At 71.8% G+C, this 24,178-nt stretch carries 23 protein-coding genes and 1 pseudogene; 12 read left to right on the top strand and 12 right to left on the bottom strand.

Annotation, left to right across the window (positions count from 1 at the left end; translation table 11 throughout):
- Positions 1 to 16: 16 nt before the first annotated feature.
- The 4 genes and pseudogenes from ACFQV6_RS28870 to ACFQV6_RS28855 form a co-directional block, all read right to left on the bottom strand.
- On the bottom strand, positions 17 to 1,771 hold the full coding sequence (locus ACFQV6_RS28870) for a DNA polymerase Y family protein (RefSeq protein ID WP_378030755.1): 1,755 nt from the start codon (positions 1,769 to 1,771) through the stop codon (positions 17 to 19).
- A gap of 272 nt (positions 1,772 to 2,043) precedes the next feature.
- A pseudogene (locus ACFQV6_RS28865) lies at positions 2,044 to 2,748 on the bottom strand (hypothetical protein); the annotation flags it as partial.
- A gap of 133 nt (positions 2,749 to 2,881) precedes the next feature.
- The gene (locus ACFQV6_RS28860; protein ID WP_378030754.1) at positions 2,882 to 3,382 is read right to left on the bottom strand and encodes an SAV_6107 family HEPN domain-containing protein; all 501 of its coding nucleotides are present in this window, start codon (positions 3,380 to 3,382) and stop codon (positions 2,882 to 2,884) included.
- Positions 3,383 to 4,001: 619 nt separating this feature from the next.
- On the bottom strand, positions 4,002 to 5,180 hold the full coding sequence (locus tag ACFQV6_RS28855; RefSeq protein WP_378030753.1) for an alpha/beta hydrolase family protein: 1,179 nt from the start codon (positions 5,178 to 5,180) through the stop codon (positions 4,002 to 4,004).
- A gap of 133 nt (positions 5,181 to 5,313) precedes the next feature.
- Between ACFQV6_RS28855 and ACFQV6_RS28850 the strand changes: the two genes are divergently transcribed.
- The 7 genes from ACFQV6_RS28850 to ACFQV6_RS28820 all read left to right on the top strand — a co-directional run bounded on the left by ACFQV6_RS28850 (position 5,314) and on the right by ACFQV6_RS28820 (position 11,311).
- A complete protein-coding gene (locus ACFQV6_RS28850; RefSeq protein WP_378030752.1) occupies positions 5,314 to 6,123 on the top strand; it encodes an SDR family NAD(P)-dependent oxidoreductase in 810 nt (269 codons plus the stop codon).
- A gap of 22 nt (positions 6,124 to 6,145) precedes the next feature.
- Positions 6,146 to 6,616: a YbaK/EbsC family protein gene (locus ACFQV6_RS28845; RefSeq protein ID WP_378030751.1), complete on the top strand. Its 471-nt coding sequence runs from the start codon at positions 6,146 to 6,148 to the stop codon at positions 6,614 to 6,616.
- Between the two features lie 26 nt (positions 6,617 to 6,642).
- Entirely contained in the window at positions 6,643 to 7,329 is a 687-nt protein-coding gene (locus ACFQV6_RS28840) for a monooxygenase (protein WP_378030750.1), read from the top strand.
- Positions 7,326 to 7,907: a GNAT family N-acetyltransferase gene (locus tag ACFQV6_RS28835; protein ID WP_378030749.1), complete on the top strand. Its 582-nt coding sequence runs from the start codon at positions 7,326 to 7,328 to the stop codon at positions 7,905 to 7,907. Before ACFQV6_RS28840 ends, ACFQV6_RS28835 begins: the two co-directional genes overlap by 4 nt.
- 4 nt (positions 7,908 to 7,911) lie before the next feature.
- Positions 7,912 to 8,670 (top strand): carotenoid biosynthesis protein, encoded by a 759-nt coding sequence (locus tag ACFQV6_RS28830; RefSeq protein WP_378030748.1) that lies wholly within the window; start codon positions 7,912 to 7,914, stop codon positions 8,668 to 8,670.
- Complete coding sequence (locus ACFQV6_RS28825; RefSeq protein WP_378030747.1) at positions 8,667 to 9,758, top strand: glycosyltransferase; 1,092 nt, start codon at positions 8,667 to 8,669, stop codon at positions 9,756 to 9,758. Before ACFQV6_RS28830 ends, ACFQV6_RS28825 begins: the two co-directional genes overlap by 4 nt.
- 119 nt (positions 9,759 to 9,877) lie before the next feature.
- On the top strand, positions 9,878 to 11,311 hold the full coding sequence (locus tag ACFQV6_RS28820; RefSeq protein ID WP_378030746.1) for a phytoene desaturase family protein: 1,434 nt from the start codon (positions 9,878 to 9,880) through the stop codon (positions 11,309 to 11,311).
- A gap of 91 nt (positions 11,312 to 11,402) precedes the next feature.
- On the opposite strand, the gene ACFQV6_RS28815 is transcribed toward ACFQV6_RS28820, so the two are convergent.
- From ACFQV6_RS28815 to ACFQV6_RS28805, 3 genes are all read right to left on the bottom strand, one after another.
- A complete protein-coding gene (locus ACFQV6_RS28815; RefSeq protein ID WP_378030745.1) occupies positions 11,403 to 13,127 on the bottom strand; it encodes a substrate-binding domain-containing protein in 1,725 nt (574 codons plus the stop codon).
- Between the two features lie 129 nt (positions 13,128 to 13,256).
- Positions 13,257 to 14,075, bottom strand: coding sequence for a class I SAM-dependent methyltransferase (locus tag ACFQV6_RS28810; RefSeq protein ID WP_378030744.1), 819 nt, complete (start codon positions 14,073 to 14,075; stop codon positions 13,257 to 13,259).
- A 63-nt stretch (positions 14,076 to 14,138) separates the two neighbouring features.
- Positions 14,139 to 15,062 carry a LysR family transcriptional regulator gene (locus tag ACFQV6_RS28805; RefSeq protein ID WP_378030842.1) on the bottom strand — a complete coding sequence of 308 codons (924 nt, stop codon included), beginning with the start codon at positions 15,060 to 15,062 and terminating at the stop codon, positions 14,139 to 14,141.
- 71 nt (positions 15,063 to 15,133) lie between these two features.
- Here ACFQV6_RS28805 and ACFQV6_RS28800 point away from each other — a divergent pair, with 71 nt between their 5' ends.
- Genes ACFQV6_RS28800 through ACFQV6_RS28790 form a run of 3 tightly spaced genes read left to right on the top strand, consistent with a single transcriptional unit; the run spans position 15,134 to position 18,559 of the window.
- Complete coding sequence (locus ACFQV6_RS28800; protein ID WP_378030743.1) at positions 15,134 to 15,874, top strand: succinate dehydrogenase cytochrome b subunit; 741 nt, start codon at positions 15,134 to 15,136, stop codon at positions 15,872 to 15,874.
- 1 nt (position 15,875) lies between these two features.
- Complete coding sequence (locus tag ACFQV6_RS28795; RefSeq protein WP_378030742.1) at positions 15,876 to 17,816, top strand: fumarate reductase/succinate dehydrogenase flavoprotein subunit; 1,941 nt, start codon at positions 15,876 to 15,878, stop codon at positions 17,814 to 17,816.
- Entirely contained in the window at positions 17,816 to 18,559 is a 744-nt protein-coding gene (locus tag ACFQV6_RS28790; RefSeq protein WP_378030741.1) for a succinate dehydrogenase/fumarate reductase iron-sulfur subunit, read from the top strand. The genes ACFQV6_RS28795 and ACFQV6_RS28790 overlap by 1 nt, the downstream gene beginning before the upstream one ends.
- Positions 18,560 to 18,687: 128 nt before the next feature.
- Here the strand turns inward: ACFQV6_RS28790 and ACFQV6_RS28785 are convergent, their stop codons facing one another.
- Positions 18,688 to 19,092, bottom strand: a complete 405-nt coding sequence (locus ACFQV6_RS28785) for a nuclear transport factor 2 family protein (protein ID WP_378030740.1) — start codon at positions 19,090 to 19,092, stop codon at positions 18,688 to 18,690.
- A gap of 69 nt (positions 19,093 to 19,161) precedes the next feature.
- Between ACFQV6_RS28785 and ACFQV6_RS28780 the strand changes: the two genes are divergently transcribed.
- Positions 19,162 to 19,698 carry a TetR/AcrR family transcriptional regulator gene (locus ACFQV6_RS28780; protein WP_378030739.1) on the top strand — a complete coding sequence of 179 codons (537 nt, stop codon included), beginning with the start codon at positions 19,162 to 19,164 and terminating at the stop codon, positions 19,696 to 19,698.
- Between the two features lie 313 nt (positions 19,699 to 20,011).
- Here the strand turns inward: ACFQV6_RS28780 and ACFQV6_RS28775 are convergent, their stop codons facing one another.
- The 3 genes from ACFQV6_RS28775 to metF form a co-directional block, all read right to left on the bottom strand.
- Entirely contained in the window at positions 20,012 to 20,449 is a 438-nt protein-coding gene (locus ACFQV6_RS28775; protein ID WP_378030738.1) for an HNH endonuclease, read from the bottom strand.
- 203 nt (positions 20,450 to 20,652) lie between these two features.
- Complete coding sequence (locus ACFQV6_RS28770) at positions 20,653 to 21,330, bottom strand: CDP-alcohol phosphatidyltransferase family protein (RefSeq protein WP_378030841.1); 678 nt, start codon at positions 21,328 to 21,330, stop codon at positions 20,653 to 20,655.
- Positions 21,327 to 22,250 (bottom strand): methylenetetrahydrofolate reductase [NAD(P)H], encoded by a 924-nt coding sequence (gene metF, locus ACFQV6_RS28765; protein WP_378030737.1) that lies wholly within the window; start codon positions 22,248 to 22,250, stop codon positions 21,327 to 21,329. The genes ACFQV6_RS28770 and metF overlap by 4 nt, the downstream gene beginning before the upstream one ends.
- Positions 22,251 to 22,432: 182 nt before the next feature.
- Here metF and ACFQV6_RS28760 point away from each other — a divergent pair, with 182 nt between their 5' ends.
- Positions 22,433 to 23,503 carry a polyprenyl synthetase family protein gene (locus tag ACFQV6_RS28760; protein ID WP_378030736.1) on the top strand — a complete coding sequence of 357 codons (1,071 nt, stop codon included), beginning with the start codon at positions 22,433 to 22,435 and terminating at the stop codon, positions 23,501 to 23,503.
- 311 nt (positions 23,504 to 23,814) lie between these two features.
- On the opposite strand, the gene ACFQV6_RS28755 is transcribed toward ACFQV6_RS28760, so the two are convergent.
- Positions 23,815 to 24,162 (bottom strand): Rv2175c family DNA-binding protein, encoded by a 348-nt coding sequence (locus ACFQV6_RS28755; RefSeq protein WP_378030735.1) that lies wholly within the window; start codon positions 24,160 to 24,162, stop codon positions 23,815 to 23,817.
- Positions 24,163 to 24,178 lie beyond the last annotated feature (16 nt).

The following is a 24,178-nucleotide window of genomic DNA, read 5'->3' as shown; positions in this document are numbered from 1 at the left end:
CGTTCACCTCTGTCCGTCAGTCATACAGCGCCTCCACCGTCCACCGGCCACCGGCCAGGGAGAGCAGCAGCGCCCGCCCGTCGGCCAGCATCACCTGGAACCTGGCCTGCCGGCGCGCCTCCTCGTCCGCCCACCAGCGCTCGTCGACCGGCCACGGTCCCGCCCAGCCGACGATCTCCGCCGGGGTGCCCCCCTCGACTCCCTCGACGGTGAGGCTGGCCGGCGCCCCGGTCAGCTCCAGGCGGGCGCTCACCCCCACCGGGCGGCCCTTGGAGTCGAGCACCACCGCGGGGAGGGGTCGCTCGGGGACGATCGCGGGCGCGGGGCGGGGCAGACGGCCAGGCCAGGGCGGCCGGGCGATCGGCTTGCGGCGTGCGCGTTTCGCCCGGCCGGGACGGAGCTCCACCATGGAAAAGGCGTCTGCCGTCTCCGCCGGTGCCGGCGGCACCGGGCGCAGGTGCGACCCCTCGGCGCGCCGCGGTGCCGGGGTGGCGTGCTCGAGCAGGGAGACGGTCTCGACGCCCGGCAGCGGATCGTGGTGCACCGCGGCGGGCCGGGCCGGTTCCCGCTCGTCACCCCACGGCACCAGCCGCACCTGATCGTCCGCCGACCGCCCGCCGCCCAGCACCGGCGTCACCACCGCGTTCGGGCCGAGCAGACCCTGTATCCGGCTGAAGGCCCGATGCGCCCGGTCCCGTTCGGCACCGGCGTCACCCCAGAGCCCCGGCTGCAGGCCGAGGTGGACCAGCACCCCGTCCGGCACCAGCCGCAGCCGGACCAGTCCCGCGGTGGGCCGGGCCGGTCCGCCGCGCCGGGCCCCGGTCAGCCAGCCGTCCAGCTGCCAGCGCACCCGCTCGGCGATGGCGGCGGCGGTCAGGGTGCCGTCGTGCCGCCACACCCGGTAGAGCTCCTGGCCGTCCGCGGTGACCGCCTCCACACCGAGCCGGGTGCAGGCCAGCCCGTGCGCCGCCAGCCCGTCGTGCAGCCGCTCGGCCAGAGCGCGCCCGGCGAAGGCCGCCACGTCGACCCGTTCCAGCGGTTCGTCGTCGTAGGTCTCCTCGACAGCCAGGTCGACCGGTGGCTGTCGCACCGCGAGCGGCCGGTGATCGGCCCCCGACGCGAGCCGGTGCGCCAGCGCGCCGTCGAACCCGAACCGGGTCAGCACGTCTCCCGCCGGCAACGCCGCGAACTCGCCGAGCGTCTTCACCCCGAGCCGGTGCAGCAGGTCGGTCAGGTCCGGCCTCTCCAGGGCCTCCACGGGTACGCCCGACAGGAACGCCCGGGTCCCACCCTCCGCCACGACCAGCCCGGTCCGCGCGGCGATCCCGGCCGCGAACACCCCTTCGGCGATCCCGGCCTGGCATTCCACCGCGCACGCCTGCGCCACCTGCTCGACGATCCGCTCGGCCGCCGCCTCCTCGCCGCCGAAGTACCGCGCCGGGCCCCGGACCGCGACCGCGCACGCCCCCGGCCGGATCACCTCCACTCCCGCCACGACCTCCTCGATCGCCGCCACCACCGGCTCGAACGCCCGCGCGTCCCGCCCCGGGTCGTGCTCCACCACGATCAGCCGCGGGCACCGACTCTGCGCCTCCCGCCGCCGCAGCCCCCGCCGCACCCCGTCCCGGCGCGCGGCCTCCGAACACGCCAGCACCCGGTTGCCGGAGATCACGGCGACGGGCTCGTGAACCGGCACCCCCTCCACGATCTCCGCGGCGACGATCGGCCAGTCCGGACACCAGACCAGCAACGTACGCACGGCCGTCTCCATCAGGCACCCACCGGCGGGATCTCGCGCAGCCGCCCGCCACGCTTCCCGTTCTCGGCCGCGTCTCCCTGGCTCGCCGCGTCTCTCCGGCTCGCTGTGTCTCCCCGGCTCGCTGTGTCTCCCCGGCTGAGTCCGGCTCGCGCCTCGCCGAGCACCCTCACCTCAGCCATCGCACCGGCCGGCTCCCACATCTGCGCCGCCGGCCCGAACCCGGCAGGATCTGCCGCCGGCCCGAGCCCGCCGGGCTCTCGCGCCGGTCCTGGTCCGGCAGGCTCCCCCGCCGGTCCTGGTCCGGGCTCGGAGCGGACCGGCGGGATGGCAGCCGCCCGGACGGTGACACCCGGCATCCACAGGGTGACCTCCCGCGGCCGAGCGGCCGCACCCCGCCCACGCGCCGTGACGGTGACCTCCCGGCGGCGCAGCCGGCCGCGACCCGCCCCGAGCCCCTCCCACCGGCTCCGATCGACCTGCAGGGTCACATCCGCGCCGGACCAGTCCCCGAACGGCACCAGCACACTCCCCCGCTGCCGGGCCCGCGCCGCCAGCCGGCCGGCGATACCGGCCGACACCGGACCCGGAACCGCCGTCACCACCAGGTCGACACCGTCGATCAGCGCCGCCACCACGGTGGGCCAGTCCGGACCGGGGTTCGGCACGAGAGCGAGCCGGTCGAGCGCCAGGCCACTCTCGGCGGCGGCCAGCGCGCCCAGGGCGGGCACACCCACGACCGCACACCATGAGCCGGTACGGGAGGCGGCGGCGAGCAGCGCGAGCATCAACGAGGTGCCCCCACCGGCGGGTGCCGCGCGCCCCCCGGCGACAGCCACCGTGCTGCCCCGGCGAAGTCCCTGGCCGGGCAGGAGCCCACTCAACTCGGGCGCCACCGGCAGCATCCGATGCACCCCCCGCGCATCGGAGGCTGCCCCCGCCTGAACCAGCTCCGCGAGGGCGGCTGAACCACTGATCATGCGCCCGGCCACGTCCATGCCCCGCTCTGTAACTCACCCGGCCTTCGGTGCTCAGGTCACGGCCGGCCTTCCCCGTGCTCAGATCACCGCCGGCCTTCCGTGCTCAGGTCCGACCGGCCTGATCCACGCTCAGATCACGGTCGGCTCACGCAGCGAGGCGCGGCTGATAGGTCAGGCCCAGCGAGCCCTCGACCACGGTGACGAACTGCTCGGCCGCCCGCAGCAGGTCGTCCGCCTCCCGGGCGCTCACCACGTGGGGGATGCCGGCCTCCGCAGCCGCGCGCTTGCCGGCGCCGAGTGCGAAATAGCCGGCCCAGTCGCCGAACTCCGGTGCCACCATGACGAGCAGTGACCACACGCTGGTCGCCGCTCTGGTCCGGCGGCCCGAGACGGAAGGACGGGCCCGGGCGGCGAGCAGGGCGGCGGCCGCGCGCAGGGCAGCCAGATGCGCCGCCGCATACCGCAAGCCGTCGGGTGTCGTGTGCGCCGCCTCGACCAGCCCCTCCCGGGCGATCGTCAGCAGCTGCGCCGGGCTCCGGTGCGGCAGCATGTGCGCCGGGACCGTGGGCGCATCCGCCCTGGTGGTCGCGCCGGCGTGCGCCGAACCAGGAGCCGGCTCGAGGTCCGGGGCAGTGGTGCTCGCCATTGTCGTTTCTCCCTCGCCTGTTCCGCATCCGACGTGATGGATTCGAACCGCTGCGGAGGAAGACACAGCGCACTACATGACCCGGCCCACCCCTCAAAGCCGGCCCAGCCCCCAGGCGTTCCATGCCCTCAGGCGTTCCATGCCCCCAGGCATCGCCTCAAGGCCGTCCCGAGACGGCCCTCGAGGCCGGAACGGGGCTCCAGCGGGCAGTGCCGGAGCCCCGTCAGGCCGGCCACGAAGGCCACCCCGGCGGCGAACCGGCCGGGTGCGAAGCTTCCCCACACCACACCCGGCCGACACCGCCCGGCGGGTCCGCCGCCCGCCACCGGGGGTCGGGGGCAGCGAGCGACGGCCTGCCTTGAACGGATCCGGGCCCGCGAAAGCCCGAACCACGTATGCGGCACTTCGCGGGTGCCGCCCGGAAGCGCGCCGCGAAACACGCTCCCGGATCAGAACGACGCCCGAGCGAGGAAACCCCGTTCGAACATCCGTTCTAACTACCGCAGAGACTAACACCCCCGTACGACAAAAAAGCAACCTCCACGGCAGCACGCCGCCCATCTTTTAGAACACATGATCGACTGAGCCGGGAGAACTCCGCGCCGGGAGCAGGGACGCCTCAGGGGATGTACCGCACCTCGGGGAAGGCCCGCGACGGCCCTTCCATCAGACGCTGCCGCCGGCCACGCAGGTGCAGGTCGAAGAAGGCCAACGGGTACGCCTGCTGGATCCGCACCGCCCGGACGGGATCGAAGGTGCCGACCCAGTTACGCAGCTCCTCGTCGCTCATCCCGACCGCGGCCGCCAGGTACGGGAGCACCACCTGATAATCCCCGTAGGTGCGGTGGACCGCCCCGTCCGGCTGGACGTTGAGCCGCCATCCGGTCAGGTGCGACCAGAACTGGGCGACCGGGGGCTCGGCCCGGGTGTAGTCCGCGGTCATCAACATGAACGGCCGGTCGAGGTCGCTCTCGACATAGGGCTCCATCGGGGCGTCCAGGCTGAGCCCGGCCCGGACACGCGAGTCCATGCCCATCAGCAGGGCGGTCGCCGTCCCGCCCTTGGACGTACCGAACATGCCGACGCGCCGCGGGTCGGGCGCACCGCGCAGGCCGGCCGGCAGCGGCTTGCCCTCGGCGTCCGGGTTGCGGCCGGCGGCGAGGTCCTCGACGCAGTCGAGAACGAACGGGATGTCGGCGGCGAAGTCCGCCGAACCCAGCGAGTCGATGATCGGCTGGAGGACCCGGCCGTCGGGGAACTCGACATACGCGTCGTAGGTGTGGTCGACGGTGATCACCACGTACCCGTGGCTCGCCAGCTCCTGCACGATGATCGTGTGGTCGGCACGGTGGTCGTGGGCGCCGTGCGAGAAGACCACGACCGGCAGCCGGCCGCCCGCCCGCCGCACCGGTGCGCCGACCCGTCCGGCGGTGAGCGGTGACCGCATCGCGTCCGCCGGGAAGTCGTGGTGGGTCAGCAGCGCGCTCAGGGGCGCGTCGGCCATCCACTGCGCCCGCGGGTACCGGGCGGTGTCGTGGGCCGGGTACCAGACACTGACCATGAGCTCGCGGTGGCGCCCCGGGCCGGCAACGGGATCGGGCCGGGACCGGTCGACGAGGTGCAGTGGCACCGTACCGATCGGAAAGGGCCCGGCCGGCGCGGGCAGGACCGGCCGGGCCGGCCCCGCGGCGGCCCGGCCGGCGAGTCCGAGCGGCACGGTGACCCCGGCGGCCAGCGCGGTCGCGATGACGCCGCGCCGGGACAGTCCGTCCCGGCCGATCGGCGATGCGGTGATCATGAGGTTTCCTCGATGGAAGTCATGCCAACAGGTTTGCATAGCAAACTGGTTAGCGCTAGTAACCTGAAGGAGAGGGAGCGGGAACCGCCGGCACCGTGCACGATGGAGGCCGGCACCCGAGCGGAGGCATCAAGTGGCATCGACGATCGTGGTAACCGGCGGCAGCTCCGGCGTGGGCCTGGCAGCGGCCGAGCAGTTCGCCGCCCGAGGCGACGAGGTCGTCCTCGTGGGCCGTGATCCACAACGCCTGGCCGATGCCGTCGCCCGGGTGCGGCAGGCCGGCGGCCGGGAGCCCGCGCACTTCCGCACCGACTTCGAGTCCTTCACCGAGGTGCGCGCCCTCGCCGACCAGCTACTCGCCGCGTACCCGAAGATCGATGTCCTGGCGAACAACGCCGGCGGCATGGTCGGCGAGTACCGGCGGACCGCCGACGGCTACGAGGCCACCGTCCAGGGCAACCACCTCGCGCCCTTCCTGCTCACCAACCTGCTGCTGGAGCGGCTGCGCGGCGGCCGGGTGGTCAACACCGCGTCCCGGGCGCACGCGCAGGGCCGCCCCGACCCGGACCGGCTGGCGGGTGACCCCGGCAAATACAGCTCCTGGCAGGCGTACGGTGCGAGCAAGGCGGCGAACATCCTTTTCACCTCGGAGGCGGCCCGCCGCTGGCCGGACGTGACGAGCGTGTCCTTCCACCCGGGTGTGGTGCGCAGCAACTTCGGCACCGGCCGGGTCACCCGGCTGTTCTACAAGTACGCACCCGGCCTGGTGACACCGCAGAAAGCCGGCGAGTTGCTGGTCTGGCTCGCCACGGCGCCCGTTTCGGAGCTCGTCGACGGCGGCTACTACGTGGGACACAAGCTCACCAGCCCGGCACCGCACGCCCGCGACGACTCCCTCGCGGCAAAACTCTGGGACGCGAGCGCCGCGGCCACCATGCGATAGCAAAGACCGGCAGGATGGTGCGATGCACAACCATCCGAACGTGATCGCCGTCCGCGACGCCCTGGAGAACGCCGGCCTCACCATCGAGGTCGTCATCCTCGACGAGGCGGTGCACACCGCCGCCGCGGCGGCCGCCGCCCTGGGGATCGAAGTCGGTCAGATCGCGAACTCGCTGATCTTCGACGCGGACGGTGAGCCGCTGCTCGTCCTGACGTCCGGGGCGCACCGGGTCGACACCGCCAAGGTCGCCGCCTCGCTCGGCGTCACCAAGCTGCGCCGGGCCACCCCGGAGTTCGTCCGTGAACACACCGGCCAGGCGATCGGCGGTGTGGCGCCGCTCGGCCATCCGAAACCGGTGCGCACGCTCGTCGACGTCGACCTCGAGCAGTACCCGGTGATCTGGGCGGCGGGAGGCGTACCCCGGTCGGTCTTCCCGATCACCTACGCCGAACTGGTGCGAATCACCGCAGGCACCCCGGCCGAGGTGGCGTAACCCGGATCGGACGGTAACGTGGCGCGATGACCGCCGATCTGGTCGCCCTGCACGTCTGGCGGGTGCCGCGCCGCGCCGTCGGTTCGGCCATGCTGCGCATGGCTTTCGCGCGCCGCCGCCGGCCAGGCGTCCGGTTCGCCAAATTCTTGGGTACGGGTACCGGTCTCAGCTTCGGCCCCGGCGACTCCGACCTCACCCGTTACGCGGCGATCACCGTCAGCGACCGCCCGGTCGGCTTCCCGGTGTGGGATCGGATCGCCGTCCAGCAGGCCCGCGTCGACCTGGAACCACTTGTCAGCCGCGGCGAGTGGTCCGGGCACAGCCCGTTCCAGCCGACCGGCCGCCGCGCCGACGGGCCGATCCTGGCCGTCACCCGGGCACGGTTGCGGCCCTCGCGGGCGGTCCGTTTCTGGCGGGCCGTGCCACCGGTGGCCCGGGAGCTGGCCACCGCCGAGGGGCTGCTCGCCCGGTTCGGGATCGGTGAGGCGCCGATCGGCTGGCAGGGCACGGTCAGCGTGTGGCGCAGCGCGGCGGACCTCACCGCGTTCGCGTACCGTCAGCCGGAGCACCGCGCGGCGATCGCCCGAACCCCGGCCGACCGCTGGTACGCGGAGGAGCTCTTCGCCCGTTTCGCGGTACTCGACATCAGCGGGGACCGCACAGTGCTGGGCTGGACCGAAACGGCCGACGATAAGGAGCGAACGAAGCGATGAGGCTCGTTGCTTGGCAGCCGGACGACCTGCTGCGGCGGCTCGACGACGTGGTGACGGTCTACGGCGAGGCGATGGGCTACCGCCCGGAGCTCCTCCAGACGAGGCGCGGCTACATCGGCTCGCACGTGCGCCGCCCCGGGTTCCGCGCGGTCGCCACGCTGACACCGGAGGGCAGGCTGGCCGGCTTCGGGTACGGCTACACCTCCGCCCCCGGACAGTGGTGGCACGACCAGGTGCGCTCCTCGCTCGGCGAACCCGCCCGCCGCCACTGGCTCGGCAACTGCTTCGAGGTGGTCGAGCTGCACGTCCGCCCGGTCGCCCAGGGCCACGGGGTGGGCGCCCGGCAACTGCGCGCGCTGCTCGCCATGGCCGAGGGCAAGACGGTGCTGCTCTCCACCCCGGAGGCTGACGAGCAGGCGTCCCGCGCCTGGCGGCTGTACCGGCGGTTCGACTTCCGCGACGTGCTGCGCAACTTCCTGTTCCCCGGTGATGAGCGGGCCTTCGCGATCCTCGGGCGGGAGTTGCCGCTGCCCGCCGAGCGCCCGGTCGGCGAGACCCCGGGAATGGTCGGCGGCTGAGCACGTGCGTAAGGCTCCCTGGGCGCTGCTCGGCATTCTGGTCCTGGTGCAGATCTGCTATCCGCTGACGAGCGGTGACCTGCGTGCGGCCCTGACGGTGGCGACAGTTCTGATCGGGGTGCTGCTCTCCGTCACGCATGCCTGTCTGACGGGCGGTCACCGTGCTGCGGCCGCTCTGATCGGGACGGCGATGCTCGGCGGGTTCGTGGTCGAGGCGGTCGGTGTGGCGACGGGCTTTCCGTTCGGGACGTACGACTACTCCGGCGAGCTCGGTCCGAAGCTTCTCGGCGTACCCCTGATCATCCCGCTCGCCTGGACCTGGATGGCCTGGCCGGCGTGGCTCGCGGCCCTGCGTGTGGCCCGCGGCCGCGCGGCCCGGATCGTGCTCGCCGCCGCCGGGCTAGCCACCTGGGACCTCTTCCTCGACCCCCAGATGGTCGCCGAGGGTTACTGGCGATGGCACGATCCGGTGCCCGCGCTGCCCGGCCTCTCCGGCATCCCGATCAGCAACTATCTCGGCTGGCTGGGGTTCGCCCTGCTGCTGATGACAGCACTGAGCGTCACCATGCAACGGGATCCATCGCCGCAGGACACTCCGATGTACGCCCTCTGGCTGTGGACCTACCTCTCCTCGGTGCTCGCCCACGCCGCCTTCCTCGCCCTGCCCGCCTCCGCCGCCTGGGGTGGCGTGCTGATGGGCGCCGCCGTGCTGCCCCTCGTGCTGCGGCTGCGCGCCGGCCGTCCGCTCCGGACACCCGCGTGACCTGGCTGGTGCTGATACCGCTGCTGCTGCTCACCGGGCACACCGCGGTCAACGCGCTGTTACTGCGCCGCCCTCGCCGAGGCGCGACCACCACCGAACGTGTCGCCGTCCTGCTGCCGCTGCGTGACGAGGCCGACCGGGTCACCCCGTGCCTGCGATCGCTGCTGGCCCAGCGGGGAGTGCCCGGCCTGACCATCCACGTCCTCGACGACGGCTCCACCGACGGCACCGCCGACGTCGTCCGCGCGATAGCCGACGACGTGGTCGGTGCGACAGCCGGCGACCGGGTCCACCTGCACACCGGCGCTCCCCCGCCGGCCGGCTGGCTCGGCAAGCCGCACGCCTGCCACCAGCTGGCCGAGGCAGCCGGCGACACCGACGTACTGATCTTCATCGACGCGGACGTCGTCCTGGAACCCGACGCGATCGCCGGAGCAGTCACCCTCCTGCGCGACGCCGGCGTGACGCTGCTTTCGCCGTACCCCAAAATCGCCGGTGCGGGCCGCCTGGTCCAGCCACTGCTGCAGTGGTCCTGGCTCACCTTCCTGCCACTGCGCGCCATGGAACGCTCCCCGCGCCCGTCGCTCGCCGCCGCCGGCGGCCAATGGCTCGTCCTGGACCGCGCCGGCTATCAGAAAGCCGGCGGTCACGCCGCCGTGCGCGACGACATCCTCGAGGACATCGGCCTCGCCCGCGCGGTGAAACGGTCCGGCGGCCGCATCGCGCTCGCCGACGGCTCCCGGCTGGCCACCTGCCACATGTACGGTTCCTGGCCCGAACTGGCCGACGGCTACAGCAAATCACTGTGGGCGTCATTCGGCTCGGCGTCCGGCGCGGCCACCGTGGTGGTCCTTCTCCTCCTCCTGTACGGGCTACCGCTCGCCCTGCTACCGACCGGCATCTGGGCGCTGGCCGCCTACCTGCTCGGCGTGACCGGCCGCATGATCAGCGCCGCCGCGACCGGCGGACGGGTGTTCCCGGATCCGCTCGCGCACCCCCTCTCCGTCGCCGTGTTCGCCTGGCTGGTCGCCCGCTCCTTCCACCTCCACCGCCACCACCGCCTGACCTGGCGCGGCCGCCCCGTCTAACCCTACCGCCCGCCGCCCGCCGCCCGCCGCCCGCCGCAGCCTCCCCGCTCAGTCCTGCCTCGGCCCCCAGCGGCGGGGTGGGCGGGTGCGCGACCCCTCCGGGATGGGAGGGTGGAACGGTGAGCGACATCGTGGTGATCGGCGCGGGCGTGGGCGGCCTGGCCGCCGCCGTGCGCCTGGCCTCCGCCGGGCACCGGGTGACCGTGCACGAGCGGTCCGGGACCGTCGGCGGCAAGCTGGCCGTCCACGAGCGGGACGGTTTCCGTTTCGACACCGGCCCGAGCCTGCTCACCCTTCCGCAGGTCTTCGACGACCTGGGCCTCGACCTGAAACCGCAACCTCTCGACCCGGTGGTCCGGCACGTCTTCCCCGACGGCACCGTCCTCGACTCCTCCTCGTCGCACGAGGTCTTCCTGGAACGGATCACCGCCGCCCTCGGCACCGCCGCCGCCGCCGACTGGGACCGTTTCTGGCGCCGGGCCGCCCGCATCTGGCACGCCTCCTACGACTCGGTGCTGAGCCGCCCGGTCACCGCCGCGTCGCTGGCCCGCCTCTCCTGGCGGCTCAGTGATCTCGCCGCGATCGCGCCGGGCCGGTCGCTGCGCTCGCTGGGCCGGCGCTATCTGCGTGATCCGCGGCTGCGCATGCTGCTGGATCGCTACGCGACATACACCGGCACCGATCCCCGTCGCGCGCCGGCAGCGCTGGCCGCGATCCCGTACGCCGAACTCACCCACGGTGGGTGGTACCTGCCGGGTGGCCTGGGCACCCTGGCCGGTGAGCTGCACGCCAGGTGCGTTTCTCTTGGCGTACGCCTAGAGCTCCACTCCCCCGTCGCCCGCATCGAAGCGGATAATGCCGTGCGCGGAGTGCGCCTCACCTCGGGCGACTTCGTACCGGCCGACATCGTTGTCTCCAACGTGGACGCGGTGACGCTCTACCGTGATCTGCTGCCCGTCCCGAACCGGCTGACCGGGCTCGCCGACCGCAGCCTGGGCGGGTTCGTGCTGCTGCTCGGCGTTCGTGGCGACACCCCCGAGCTGGCGCACCACACCGTGTTCTTCCCGCCCGACTACGACGCCGAGTTCGACGCGATCTTCGGGTCGGCGCAGCGCCGGGCACGACCGGTCGACGACCCGGCGATCTTCATCACCCGGGCCGCTGATCCACTGGTCCGGCCGGACGGCTGCGAGGCCTGGTTCGTACTCGTCAACGCAGCCCGGCACGGCACCGGCTGGTCCGCTGTGGACTGGCGGCGCCCGGGGCTCGCCGACGCGTACGCCGCGCACCTCCTCACCGTCCTGGCCCGCCGAGGGCTCGACGTCCGGGACCGGCTGGTGTTCACCGAAACCCGTACCCCCGCCGACCTCGCCGACGCCACCGCCGCACCGGGCGGCGCCATCTACGGCACCGCGGGTGGCCTGCTCCGCCCGGCGAACCGCGGCCCGGTCGACGGCCTCTACCTGGTGGGCGGCTCAGCCCACCCCGGCGGCGGCCTCCCCATGGTCACCCTCTCCGCCGCCATCGTCGCCGACCAGATAGGCCCCGCCTGACCAGCCCGCCGGCAACAAACAGCGGCGGCGGCGACATCACCGAGCGGCGCCGCTCGCGGCGCCGCAACAACCAGGCCGCCGCGGGCCGCCGTCAGGAGCGGGTGTGTGCCGCCAGGAAGGCCTGTGCCATGGCGCCGGCCAGGTCGGCGGGATTACGGGCCTCGATCGCCTTGCCGCCCGTCGCCTTCGCCATGCCTTGAAGGGCGGCGGTGTTGGCCGCCGGCCCGTAGCCGACCGCGAAGATCGGCACCGGGCGCTGCGGGTCCTGGCCGGCCGCCAGCCGCTTCAGGAACTCCGGCTGGGACATGGCGAACCGGCTGCCGCCGTCCGCGCCGTCGGTCAGCACGACCACGGTGGTCACCGTTCCCGGTTTGGCCTGCTCGCGCATCGCGCTGACCCCGTCGAGGACCGCCTGGTAGAGCGGGGTCCCCGCGCCGGCCTGCGGCTTGTACGCCTTGATCGCGTCGACGAGTGCCGCACGGCGGGGCTTGCCGCCGGCGTCGCTGTTGATCGGGCCGAACGAGACCTGTTCGGTGTGTGCCGGGCCGCCGCGGCCGGCGGAGCCGAAGAACCACATGCCGATGTTGGTGTCGTCGTCGAAGAGTTCGGCGGCCGTGGCACCGGACTGCCTCAGCAGCTCGGCTTTCGTGGTGCTCCTCCCGCCCCGGTCGGTGATCTTCTCGTTCATCGAGCCGGACGAGTCGATCAGGAGCAGCACCTGGTCCTCGAGTTTCTGGTACTGCGACCACTGGCGGGCCGGCGCGAGCAGCTGGGCCGCCCGTCCGGGCAGGCGCATCGCCCCGGCGGTCGGTTCGGTGCGGAAGCCGGCTGCCGTCACCGCCGATTTGCCGATCGCCGCGCGCAGGCTTTCGGCCAGATCCTTCTTGGCGGACTTGCTGATCGCGTACGGGTAGTCGGCCTCGACCCGTCCGTCGACCGGAGGTGCCGCGACCAGCCGTACCGGATGGTTCGCCTTCTCGTAGGCCCGGAACTGCTGCTCGGTGACCGGGAAGATGCCGATCTCGTAGACCGCGGTGCTGCTGTCGGGCTGGCCGGCCATCCGGTTGAGCAGGGAGGCCTGGTCGGCTCCGGCCACGTTGACCCGGCTGCGCAGGGTGAGCGCCCGGAGCTGGGCGATCCCGGCGTCCGGAGTGGTCCGGGCGGTTGCCGTGTTGACGCCGTGCACGCTGAGCAGCCCGACGGTGGACCGCAGCGGGTCGGGCATGGTGACGCTGGGGATGCGCCCGCCGGCGATGCCCTGGATCAGGCTGGTCCAGGCGCTCTTGCCGTCCTCGATGTAGAGGCTTCCGACGGCTTCCGGCCCGGCCAGCAGAACCGGTGAGTAGGCGACCGGTTTGCCGGAGACGGTGTAGGCGGCGCCGTTTTCCGCGGCGATCGGCAGCCACGCGCTGCTCGACGGCACCCACACGTCAGCCCTCGCCGCCGCCGCGGCGGTGACGCCGGGCTCTTCCGCACGCACAGTGATCGGCGCGCACCGCTGCCCGTCGGGGTTGAGCGTGTCCGCGGCCTCCTTGACGACCGGCTCGATCTCGGGGGCGACGACCACCGTCAGCTCCGGATCGGGGCAGGGCGTGACGCTGGGTTGCGTCGCCGCCGGTGAGGGCGGGGCGCTCGCCTGCGCGGCGGGTTGCGAGGACCCGTTGCGCATCAGCTGCCAGGTGACCCCGCCCGCGACGAGCAGGACCACGAGCACCAGCACTGTGGAGATGACGATCCGGTGTGGAGCGTGCGGAGGCTCGCCCCACTCGCCGTCGCCCGGCGGGGGCGCTGGCCTTGGCCACTCGTTGTCGGACATGCCACCTCATCTTGTGGATGTAGAGGTCGTGCACGGTCGGGACCGATGGGTGCGGATAGTAGTCGCGGATTCAAGCATCGCAATGGGTTCGATCTGTTCTGGCCAGATCTCGGCACATTCAGGTCAAGATCATGTGATCGTCCGGTTTTCGGCTACGGCGATCACGATGAGTTCACCGTCCGCGCTGAGGCCCACCGGCTCCCGCCCCCAGCCGCCGTAAACACGGTCCACCCGGAAGCCCGCCGTCCACAGTGAGTCCCGCAGCTCCTCCTCGCCCCGAAAGCGCAATCTCGCCGAACTGGTCAGCTCCCGGCCGTCAGAAGAGCCATCGCGAGAGCCGCCGGAAGAGCCGCCAGGAAAGTCGCCGGTGGAGCCGTCAGGGAACAGGTAGTGATGGGTGAACGCCACGACACCGTCGACCCCGGCCGATGTCACCTCGGTCCAGACGTCGACCACCGCACCGTCGGCGAGCACCACGGGACGCCGGCTCGCCTCCGGATTCCACTCCTCCCAGGCCCGACCCGCCGGGTCCCGGCTGTCGAAGATCAGCCGCCCACCGGTGTCCAGGGAGCGCCGCAACGCGCGCAGCGCCGCCGCCCACTCTTCGTCGTCCACAAAGAATTGAGCGACGTGGCTGGTCATGAAAGCCGCGTCGAAGGCCCGCTCCGGCAGCACCTCGGCGGAACCCTCGATCCAGCGGACCCGATCCGCACCCGGTTTGGACACGGCCGCGTCCAGGCTCGCGCGGGCCGGATCCACACCGGTGACCTCGTGCCCGGCGGCGGCCATCGCGATCGCCAGGCGGCCGGTGCCGCAGCCGAAGTCGAGGACCCGGAGCGAGGAGCGCTCGGCGAGGACCGCCATGAAGAAATCGTCTTCCCAGCCCCAGGGACACTCAGCGTCGTAGACCTCGACCAGTCGGGGATGCCGGAACTCGCCATGCCACACACTGGGATGCTAAGCGCGTGGTGACCGGTTGACCACCCGATGTGGACAGTCCGGCGTCAAGAGCTACATTGCCCGTACGCCGAACGGCAGTTGACCTGACGCAATGTGCTCGAGCACCACCTCGCGCAACGCCGCCGCGGCATGCGGAAGCACCACCGCCTTGCGCTGCGCCAGCGCGATGGTCCGGCGCATCCCCGGCGGCGCCAGCGGCGTCGCGCGCAGCAGCGGACGGTTGGCGAGCACCATGCTGGGCACCAGCGCCACGCCGAGACCGGCTTCAACGAAGGCCAGCACCGCATCCATCTCGCCACCCTCGACGGCGAACTTCGGCGTGAACCCGGCCCGCTCACAGGCGTGCAGCGTGACGTCGCGGATGTCGTAGCCGGCGCGGAACATGACCATCGGCGTGTGCCGGAGCTCGATGAGATCGAGCTGGCGGGCGACGGTGAGCGGTGGGCCGTCCGCGACCGAGGCCACCACCAGGCTCTCCCGCAGCACCTCGGTGGTCTCCAGCGCCGCGTCGACACCGTGCTCGGGCTGGACGATCAGGGCGAGGTCGAGGGAGTGCGCGAGCAGGTCGGCGATGAGGTCCTGCGAGCTGCCCTCGCTCACGTAGAGCTTGATGCCGGGATGGCCGGCGCGGAAGGTCCGCAGAACCGGCGGGACCAGCGACGAGCAGAGGCTCGGTGTGGCGCCCAGCCGGACCTCACCGCGTCGAAGACCGACGATGTCCTGCACAGCGTCGCGGGCGGCGTCGGCGTCGGCGACCATCCGCCGGGCGAGGGGGAGCAGCGCCGCCCCGGCTATCGTGAGGGTCACACCGCCCCTGGTCCGCTCGAAAAGTGGCGCTCCGAGTGAGGCTTCCAGGGTGTGAATCTGCTTACTCAAGGTCGGCTGAGCGACGCCCAGATTGTCCGCCGCATGGGTGAAATGTCGGGTGTCCGCCACCTCTACGAAGTACCTGAGTTGTTGCAGCTGCACCGTAATAGCCTACAGCTATCGTGAGCTGCCCGATCATGCATTAGACGAATCGCCAGGGACTTTCTACCGTCCAAGTTGTGGCGGTAGACACTTCAATTCCCAAAACGACGAACGCAGCGGGTGCGACGGCACGCCCCGCGCCGCGCAAGTCGGTCCGGCCCTCGTCGGTCGTCCTTAAACTGATCATGGCAACCAGCGGCATCGCCCTGGTCGGTTTCCTGTTCGCGCACGCGGCGGGCAACTTGAAGATCTTCGTCGGCAACGAGGACTTCGACCACTACGCGCACTGGCTGCGCACCCTCGGCACGCCCCTGCTGCCGGACGTGTGGTTCCTCTGGATCATGCGGATCGGCCTGCTGGTCGCCATCGTCGCGCACATCTACGCGGCGACGGTACTGACCAGGCGGGCGAGCAAGGCCCGGCCGGTCAAGTACGCCCACCGCCCCAAGGTCCAGGGCAGTTACGCCGCCCGGACGATGCGCTGGGGCGGCGTGATCGTCCTGCTCTTCATCGTCTATCACCTGCTCGACCTGACCACCGGTCACCTGAACCCGGTCGGCGACAGCTCGCGCCCGCACGCCAACGTGATCGCCGACTTCGCTCCCGACCGCTGGTACGTGACGCTCTTCTACACGGTCTCGATCATCGCGGTCGGCCTGCACCTGCGGCACGGCATCTTCAGCGCCGTACGCACCCTGGGCCAGCAGACCAAGAAGGGCGAGCGGCGCGCCAAGGCGATCGCCCTGGTCCTGTCCGTGGTGCTCGTCGCGATGTACCTCTCGGTGCCGTTCGCGGTTCTGACCGGATTGGTGGCCTGACATGAACGACTTCTGGACAGAGGGCGAGCCCATCGCCGACGAGGCCGCGCCGGACGGCCCGGTCGAGACCCGCTGGGAGCGGCGCAAGTTCGCCGCCAAGCTGGTGAACCCGGCCAACCGCCGGAAGCTGACGGTCATCGTGGTGGGCACCGGCCTGGCCGGCGGCTCCGCGGCGGCGACCCTGGCGGAGGCCGGTTACCGGGTCAAGTCGTACTGCTACCAGGACAGCCCGCGGCGCGCGCACTCGATCGCGGCGCAGGGTGGCATCAACGCCGCGAAGAACTACCGCAACGACGGCGACTCCGTCTACCGGCTCTTCTACGACACGGTCAAGGGCGGCGACTTCCGCGCCCGCGAGTCCAACGTGTACCGGCTCGCGCAGGTCTCGGTGAACATCATCGACCAGTGCGTGGCCCAGGGTGTGCCGTTCGCCCGTGAGTACGGCGGCCTGCTCGACAACCGCTCGTTCGGCGGCACCCAGGTGTCCCGGACGTTCTACGCCCGGGGCCAGACGGGTCAGCAGCTGCTGCTCGGCGCGTACCAGGCTCTCGAGCGGCAGATCGGCCTCGGCAACGTCGAGATGAACGCCCGGCACGAGATGCTCGAGCTGATCATCGTCGACGGCAAGGCCCGCGGCATCGTGGTCCGCGACATGGTCACCGGCGAGATCACCACCGACTTCGCGGACGCCGTGGTGCTCGCGTCCGGCGGTTACGGCAACGTCTTCTTCCTCTCCACGAACGCCAAGGGCTGCAACGTCACGGCCTCGTGGCGGGCGCACCGCAAGGGCGCGCTCTTCGCGAACCCCTGCTACACGCAGATCCACCCGACCTGCATCCCGGAGTCCGGCTCGCACCAGTCGAAGCTGACCCTGATGTCGGAGTCGCTGCGCAACGACGGCCGGGTCTGGGTGCCGAAGCGCTCCTCCGACTCCCAGAAGCCCGCGGCCGACATCCCGGAGGAGGACCGCGACTACTACCTGGAGCGCATCTACCCCTCGTTCGGCAACCTGGTCCCCCGTGACATCGCGTCGCGCGCGGCCAAGAACGTGTGCGACGAGGGCCGCGGTGTCGGACCGGGTGGGCTCGGCGTCTACCTGGACTTCGCGGACGCCATCAAGCGGCTGGGCCGCAAGGCGGTCGAGGCGAAGTACGGCAACCTCTTCGAGATGTACCAGCGGATCACCGGCGACGACCCGTACCTCACTCCCATGCGGATCTACCCGGCCGTGCACTACACGATGGGCGGCCTCTGGGTCGACTACGACCTCCAGTCGACGATCCCCGGCCTGTTCGTGATCGGCGAGGCGAACTTCTCCGACCACGGCGCCAACCGGCTCGGCGCGTCCGCGCTGATGCAGGGCCTGGCCGACGGCTACTTCGTGCTCCCGAACACGATCAACAACTACCTCGCCGCCGGGCCGTTCCCCGATATTTCCGGCGCGCCGGAAGTCGCCCAGGCGCGAGCAGCCGTCGAAGGACAGATCGAGAAGCTGCTGTCGATCGACGGTGACCGCACCGTCGACTCCTTCCACCGCGAGCTCGGCCACATCATGTGGGAGTACTGCGGCATGGAGCGCACCGAGGAGGGCCTGACCAAGGCGATCGGCTTGATCCGGGGGCTCAAGGAGGAGTTCTGGACCCGGGTGAAGGTGCCCGGCAAGGGCGAGGAGCTCAACCAGAACCTGGAGAAGGCCGGCCGGGTCGCCGACTTCCTCGAGCTCGGCGAGCTGATGTGCATCGACGCGCTGCACCGCCGCGAGTCCTGCGGCGGCCACTTCCGGGCCGAGAGCCAGACCCCCGACGGTGAGGCGCTGCGGCACGACGACGAGTTCAGCTACGCCGCGGCGTGGGAGTACTTCGGCGCCGACGGCCGGCCGGTCCTGCACAAGGAAGAGCTCAACTTCGAGTACGTCCACCCGAGCACGCGGAGCTACAAGTAATGGACATCCAGGTACGCGTGTGGCGCCAGTCCGGTCCCACCGACCGGGGCCGCATGGTCACGTACGACGTCAAGGACATCTCCCCCGACGCGTCGTTCCTCGAGATGATCGACGTGCTGAACGAGAAGCTGATCCTCGACGGCGACGACCCGATCGCGTTCGACCACGACTGCCGTGAGGGCATCTGCGGCGCCTGCAGCATGGTGATCAACGGCGTGGCGCACGGCCCGGAGAAGGCCACCACCACCTGCCAGCTGCACATGCGGCACTTCAAGGACGGCGACGTGATCGACGTCGAGCCGTGGCGGGCCGCCGCCTTCCCGGTGATCAAGGACCTGGTGGTCGACCGGACCGCCTTCGACAAGATCATCCAGGCCGGCGGCTACATCAGCGCGCCGACCGGCACCGCACCGGACGCGCACGCCACCCCGGTCCCGAAGAAGGACGCCGACGCCGCCTTCGAGGCAGCCACCTGCATCGGCTGCGGCGCCTGTGTCGCGGCCTGCCCGAACGGCTCGTCGATGCTGTTCACCGCCGCGAAGATCACCCACCTCGGCCTGATGCCCCAGGGCCAGCCCGAACGCGACACCCGGGTGATCGACATGCTCCAGGCGCAGGACGACGCCGGCTTCGGCGGCTGCACCAACATGGGCGAATGCTCCGAGGTCTGCCCAAAGGGCATTCCGCTCAGCCTGATCGGCCGCCTGAACAGCGACTACCGCAAGGCAATCGCTAAGCACTGACCGCGATCGATCAGCAAGACCCCCGGTGCCGGGCACAATGGCGTGCCCGGCACCAGGTTCTTTTCAAGACCTTTTTTCTGGTACGCCTGGAGCGCTCTCGCTCCCGGCCACCCTCGCCTGCCGCGCTCTTACCCCTGCCCGACAGCCTGGGCGATGGCGAGCGTGTGCTGGTACTCCCGCCAGTGGGCCAGCCGCCCGTCACGGGCCCGCAGCACCCCGATGAACGGCGCCGACGCGGTCACCCCGGTCCTCGTATGGGTGCCGACCAGCTCGTACTCCACGACGATCACCTCCGGGTCCGCGGTCTCGTGCACCACCACGTTGCGGCAATCCTCGAACCGCACCGGAAACGCCGCCCGCCCCGCCTCGGTGAACGCCAGCACCTCCCGCTTGCCCTCCCGCCGCCGGGGATGACCCGGGGCCGCGAACGGCATCTCCACGACCACGTCGTCGGCGAGCACCTCGGGATCGTAGGTGGACACGTTCGCCAGCCACCGATCGCGCATCCGATCGAAGATCTCCCTGGGTGTCATGCGGATCCTCCCCTAAACTGAGTCAGCACTCGACTTCCCGTCGCCGACAATAATGAGTGGAGACTCATTTTGCTAGAGGGCCCGCCACTCCGCGCCGACGCGCAGCGCAACCGCGCACGCATCCTCGACGCCGCCGAGTCAGTCTTCGCCGAACTCGGCCCCCGCGGCTCCACCGAGGAGGTGGCCCGGCGGGCGGGCGTCGCCATCGGTACGGTGTTCCGCCACTTCCCCACCAAGGACGCCCTGCTCGCCGCCATCATGAAACGGCTGCTCGCCCAGCTCGTCGAGGAAGCCGGCAAGCACGACCTGTTCGCCTTCTTCACCCACATGGTCGCCCAGGCAGCCGCGAAGAAGACCGTCGTCGACCTGCTGGCCGGCTCCGGGGTGGACATCCGCCTCCCCGATGCCGTCAGCCACCTGAACGAGGCAGTCGGCTCCCTGCTCACCCAGGCTCAGAACGCCGGCACCGTCTCACCTCGGGTAGCCCTGCCCGAGGTGATGGCCCTACTCGTCAGCGTCTGCCAGGGCGCCCTCCACGGCGGCTGGGACACCCCCCTCCAAACCCGCACCCTCGCCGTCCTCTTCACCGGCCTCCACCACAACTGACCCCCATCCCGGCCGGCACAGGTGGACGTAATCGAGGCTCCATAAGGTCCATGGGCGCCGGCCGAGCGACGCCGGCCGGCACAGGTGGACGTAATCGAGGCTCCATAAGGTCCATGGGCGCCGGCCGAGCGACGCCGGCCGGCACAGGTGGACGTAATCGAGGCTCCATACGGTCCATGGGCGCCGGCCGAGCGACGCCAGCCGGCACAGGTGGACGTAACGGTGGGGACGGTGGGGACGGTGGGGACGGTGGGGACGGTGGGGACGGTGGGGACGGCCGGCGGGTCCCCGTGTTCACCCGCCGGCCGTCGGATCAGGCGAAGGCCGACCAGCGCGGCGCGGACGGGGTCACGCGCAGCGGCATGCGGGCTTCGGCGGGCGTGCGGTTGCCCTTGCGGTTGTTGCACCGGCCGCAGGCGGCCACGGTGTTCGTCCACTCGTTGCGGCCGCCGCGCGAACGGGGCAGCACGTGGTCGATCGTGGAGGCCGCGTCGCCGCAGTAGGCGCAGGACCGTCCGTCCCGTGCCAGCACACCGGCCCGGGACCAGGCCGGGCCGCGCCCGCGCCGCCAGCGCGTGACGACATAGCTGACCAGCCGCACCACGGTGGGCACCTGGTAGACACCGATCGTCGCGTCGGGCCGAGCCTCGTGCACCACGGCCACCTGGCGGAACAGCATCCGGATCGCGTGCCGGAGGCTGACCCGGTGCAGCGGTCCGCAGTCGGCGTTCAACACCAGTACCGCGCTCATTGTTCGTCACCTCCGGCCAGATAGGAGAGAAGGAATCCGCAGGTCAGGAGCCATCCTGCTGAGAAAGAAAATAGGCGCGCCATCGATCGCCGACAACCGAATAACGATCACGGCGCGAGGGAAAGGCAGGCGGGTGGGGTCAACGCGGAGGGAAAGGCCGGCGGGGCGGGTTCAGCGCGGAGGGAAAGGCTGGCGGGGCGGGTTCAGTGAAGGGCGCGGCGGACGGCGGCGGTCAGCTGGGCCAGACCGATGAGCTGGAGAGCAGCCCAGGCGGCGACAGCGATCACGAGCACGGGCGTCGTCCAGGTGGAGTGGACCAGGCCGGCCACGGCGGCGACGAGCAAGCCGGTGACGGTGACGGCGACCCGGGTGGGGCGCTCGCCGACCGTGATCTGGCCGATCTCCGCCATGCCGGCCGCGGTGGAGCGCGCTCGCACGTACTCGTGGAGCCAGCTCGCCACACCGGCCCCGACGACGAGCGGGCCCGGCGCGCCGGCCACCCAGAAGGCCGCGAGCCAGCCGATCTCGCCGAGGCGGTCCGCTACCGAGTCGTAGACGAAGCCGGCGCGGCTGGTGCGGCCGGTGACGACAGCGACCGCGCCGTCCAGGCCGTCCGCGACGGCCGCGAGCAGGACCAGCAGCGCGCCGAGCGCGAGACCCGCGGGACCGCCGAGTGCCGCGAACGGCACGGCCAGGCAGAGCAGGACCCCGGCGGTGGTCACCGTGAGCGGAGCGACACGCTTACCACCGAGCCAGACCCCGATGATGTACGCACAACGCACCCACCCACGCACCAGCACCGAAGCCCGCCGGGGGTCGAAGCCACCGTGCAGCCCGGACCAGGCTGTCACGTACTCGTCCCAGGTCACCGACGGGTTCAGGCGGCCGCGGCGACCTGAGCGGGTGCCAGTTGCTGCCACACCTCGCGGGTCGCGGTGGAACGGTTCAGGGTGATGAAGTGGATGCCGGGCACACCCTCGTCGAGCAGCCTGGCGCACATCTCGCTGCACGTCTCGATGCCGAGCTGCCGCACCGCCTCGTCGTCACCGGCCAGCGCCTCGAAACGCCGCAGCAGCTCGGGCGGGAAGGGTGCGCCGGAGAGCTGCGCCGACCGCTCGATGGTCGCCATCCGGGTGACCGGCATGACGCCGGCGACGATCGGGGTGTCGCAGCCGGTCGCGGCCACCCGGTCACGCAGCCGCAGGTAGTCGTCGGCGTCGAAGAACATCTGGGTGATCGCGAAGTCGGCGCCGGCCCGGCACTTGCGGACGAAGTTGCGGGTGTCGCTCTCCACGTCCGCCGAGCGCGGATGCTTGTACGGGAAGGCCGCCACCCCGACGCTGAAATCGCCCGCCTCCCGGACCAGGCGGACCAGGTCCTCGGCGTAGAGCACACCCTCGGCGTGCCGCACCCACTCGCCCATCGGGTCGCCGGGCGGGTCGCCGCGGACCGCGAGCACATTGCGGATCCCGGCGCCGGCCAGCCTGCCGATCACGTTGCGCAGCTCGGCGACCGAGTGGTTCACCGCGGTCAGATGCGCCATCGGCAGCAGCGTGGTCTCGGTCGCCACACGCTCGGTCACGGCCACCGTGGTGTCGCGGGTGGTGCCGCCGGCGCCGTAGGTGATGGACACGAAGCTGGGCCGCAGCGACTCCAGCTCGCGGATGGCCTGCCAGAGCAGGCGCTCACCCGCTGCCGTCTTGGGCGGGAAGAACTCGAACGAAAACGTCGGCGTCTCCCCGCGGATCAGCGCGCCGATCGACGGCGTACCGGGCAGGCGTGAGGGAAGTCCGAGAGACACATCCGCACTGTACCGGGCGGGAGTAGCGGGTGATCTGGCCGAGCCGGGACAGCGGTCCGGCCGAGCTCGGGCGGGGAGCGGGTGATCTGGCCGAGCCGGGGGCAGCGGTCCGGCCGAGCTCGGGGCGGGGAGCGGGTGATCTGGCCGAGCCGGGCGGTATCGGAGGAGATAGCGTCGTCGGTGTGACGAATTCTCCCCTCGAGCGGGCCGGGCTGCGTCCGCGTGTCGACAAGGCTCTCGCCGGGTTCCTGGCGACGCAGCGGACCCTGCTGCTGGAGATCGACCCGGCGCTCGACGAGGTGGCCGACGCGGTGGCGGCCTTCGTGCTCGGTGGTGGGAAGCGGTTGCGGCCGGCGTTCGCGTACTGGGGGTTCCGGGGCGCGGGCGGGATGGATTCGGACGAGGTGGTGGCGGCCGTCGCGGCTCTGGAGCTGGTCCAGGCCAGTGCGCTGATCCACGACGACCTGATGGACCGTTCGGACACCCGGCGCGGTGAGCCGTCGGTGCACCGGCGGTTCGAGACGCGGCACGCCGGCGCGGGCTGGCGGGGGCCGGCGAGCGGGTTCGGCGACTCGGCGGCGGTGCTGCTCGGCGACCTCGCGCTGGTCTGGTCGGACGAGATGCTGCACGGCAGCGGGCTGCCGCTGGCCGACCTGGCGCGGGCCCGGCCCGTCTTCGATCAGATGCGCACCGAGGTGACCGTCGGCCAGTACCTGGACGTGCTCACCCAGGCGACCGGCGACACGTCCGTGGAGCGGGCCGGGAAGGTGGCCCGGTACAAGTCCGCGAAGTACACGGTCGAACGCCCGCTGCTGCTCGGCGCGGCGCTGGCCGGGGGCGGTGCGGACGTGTTCGCCGCCTACGCCGCTTTCGGGCTGCCGCTCGGTGAGGCGTTCCAGATGCGCGACGACGTGCTCGGCATCTTCGGCGATCCGGCGCAGACCGGGAAACCCGCCGGTGACGACCTGCGCGAGGGCAAGCGCACCTACCTGGTGGCGTCCGCGTTCGCCGCGCTCGACGAGGCCGGGCGCGCGGAACTCGACGCCGGCCTCGGCGACCACGACCTCGACGATCCCGGCGTCGAGCGTCTCCGCGCGATCATCCGCGACAGCGGCGCCCTCAAGGCCACCGAGGAACGCATCGACATCCTCAACACCGAGGCGCTCGAAGCCCTCCAGCAGGCACCCATCACCGACGAGGCCCGCTCCACCCTCCACGCCCTCGCCGAAGCCGCCACCCACCGCTCGGTGTGACCGGGCGGTCGGCGTGACCGGGCGGCAGGCGTGACCGGGCGGCAGGCGCGACCGGCAGCAGGCGCGACCGGCGGCAGGCGCGACCGGCAGCAGGCGCGACCGGCAGCAGGCGTGACCGGCGGCAGGCGTGACCGGCGGCAGGCGTGACCGGCGGTTGACTTTCGGGCGCGCCCACTCACGCAGGCCGCCCGGTGGGTCGAGTGGTTTGGACGCGCCAGCGGCCAGCTCGGGCCGCCGGGCCCTCGGCGTGAGCGACGGTCCGCACCCACCACCCCGCTACGACAGCACGCCCTTGAATTTGATCTTGATGGCTAGAATCCCACCGCTTGGGCGCGGCGTTTCACTTCGCGGGCCAGGTCACCGCTGAGGGCGACCGCTGCGCTGCCGCCGAGATCCTGGTCGGGGCGGTAGAGCCACTCCAAGGCCTCTTCGTCGTTGTACCCGGCATCATGCAGCAAGTTGAGAACGCCGGGCAGGTGCTTGAGCACGATGTCGTTGGCCACCAGTTCCGCGGGGACGCGTCGGACGCCGTCACGCCGGACGGCGAGCAGGGCTCCCTCGCGGATCAGCTGATGCACCTTGCTGATCGACACGCCGAGCTTCTCGGAGACGTCCGGCAGGGTGATCCATCCGGTCGGGGCGGTTACGGGTTCGCTCACGGGTACAGCGTGCCAG

The sequence above is a fragment of the Actinoplanes sp. GCM10030250 genome, from assembly GCF_042666575.1.
In the GTDB taxonomy this organism is placed as follows: Bacteria; Actinomycetota; Actinomycetes; order Mycobacteriales; family Micromonosporaceae; genus Actinoplanes.
The sequence above is the reverse complement of the archived record's forward strand: the minus strand, read 5'-3'. Positions and strand labels throughout refer to the sequence as shown.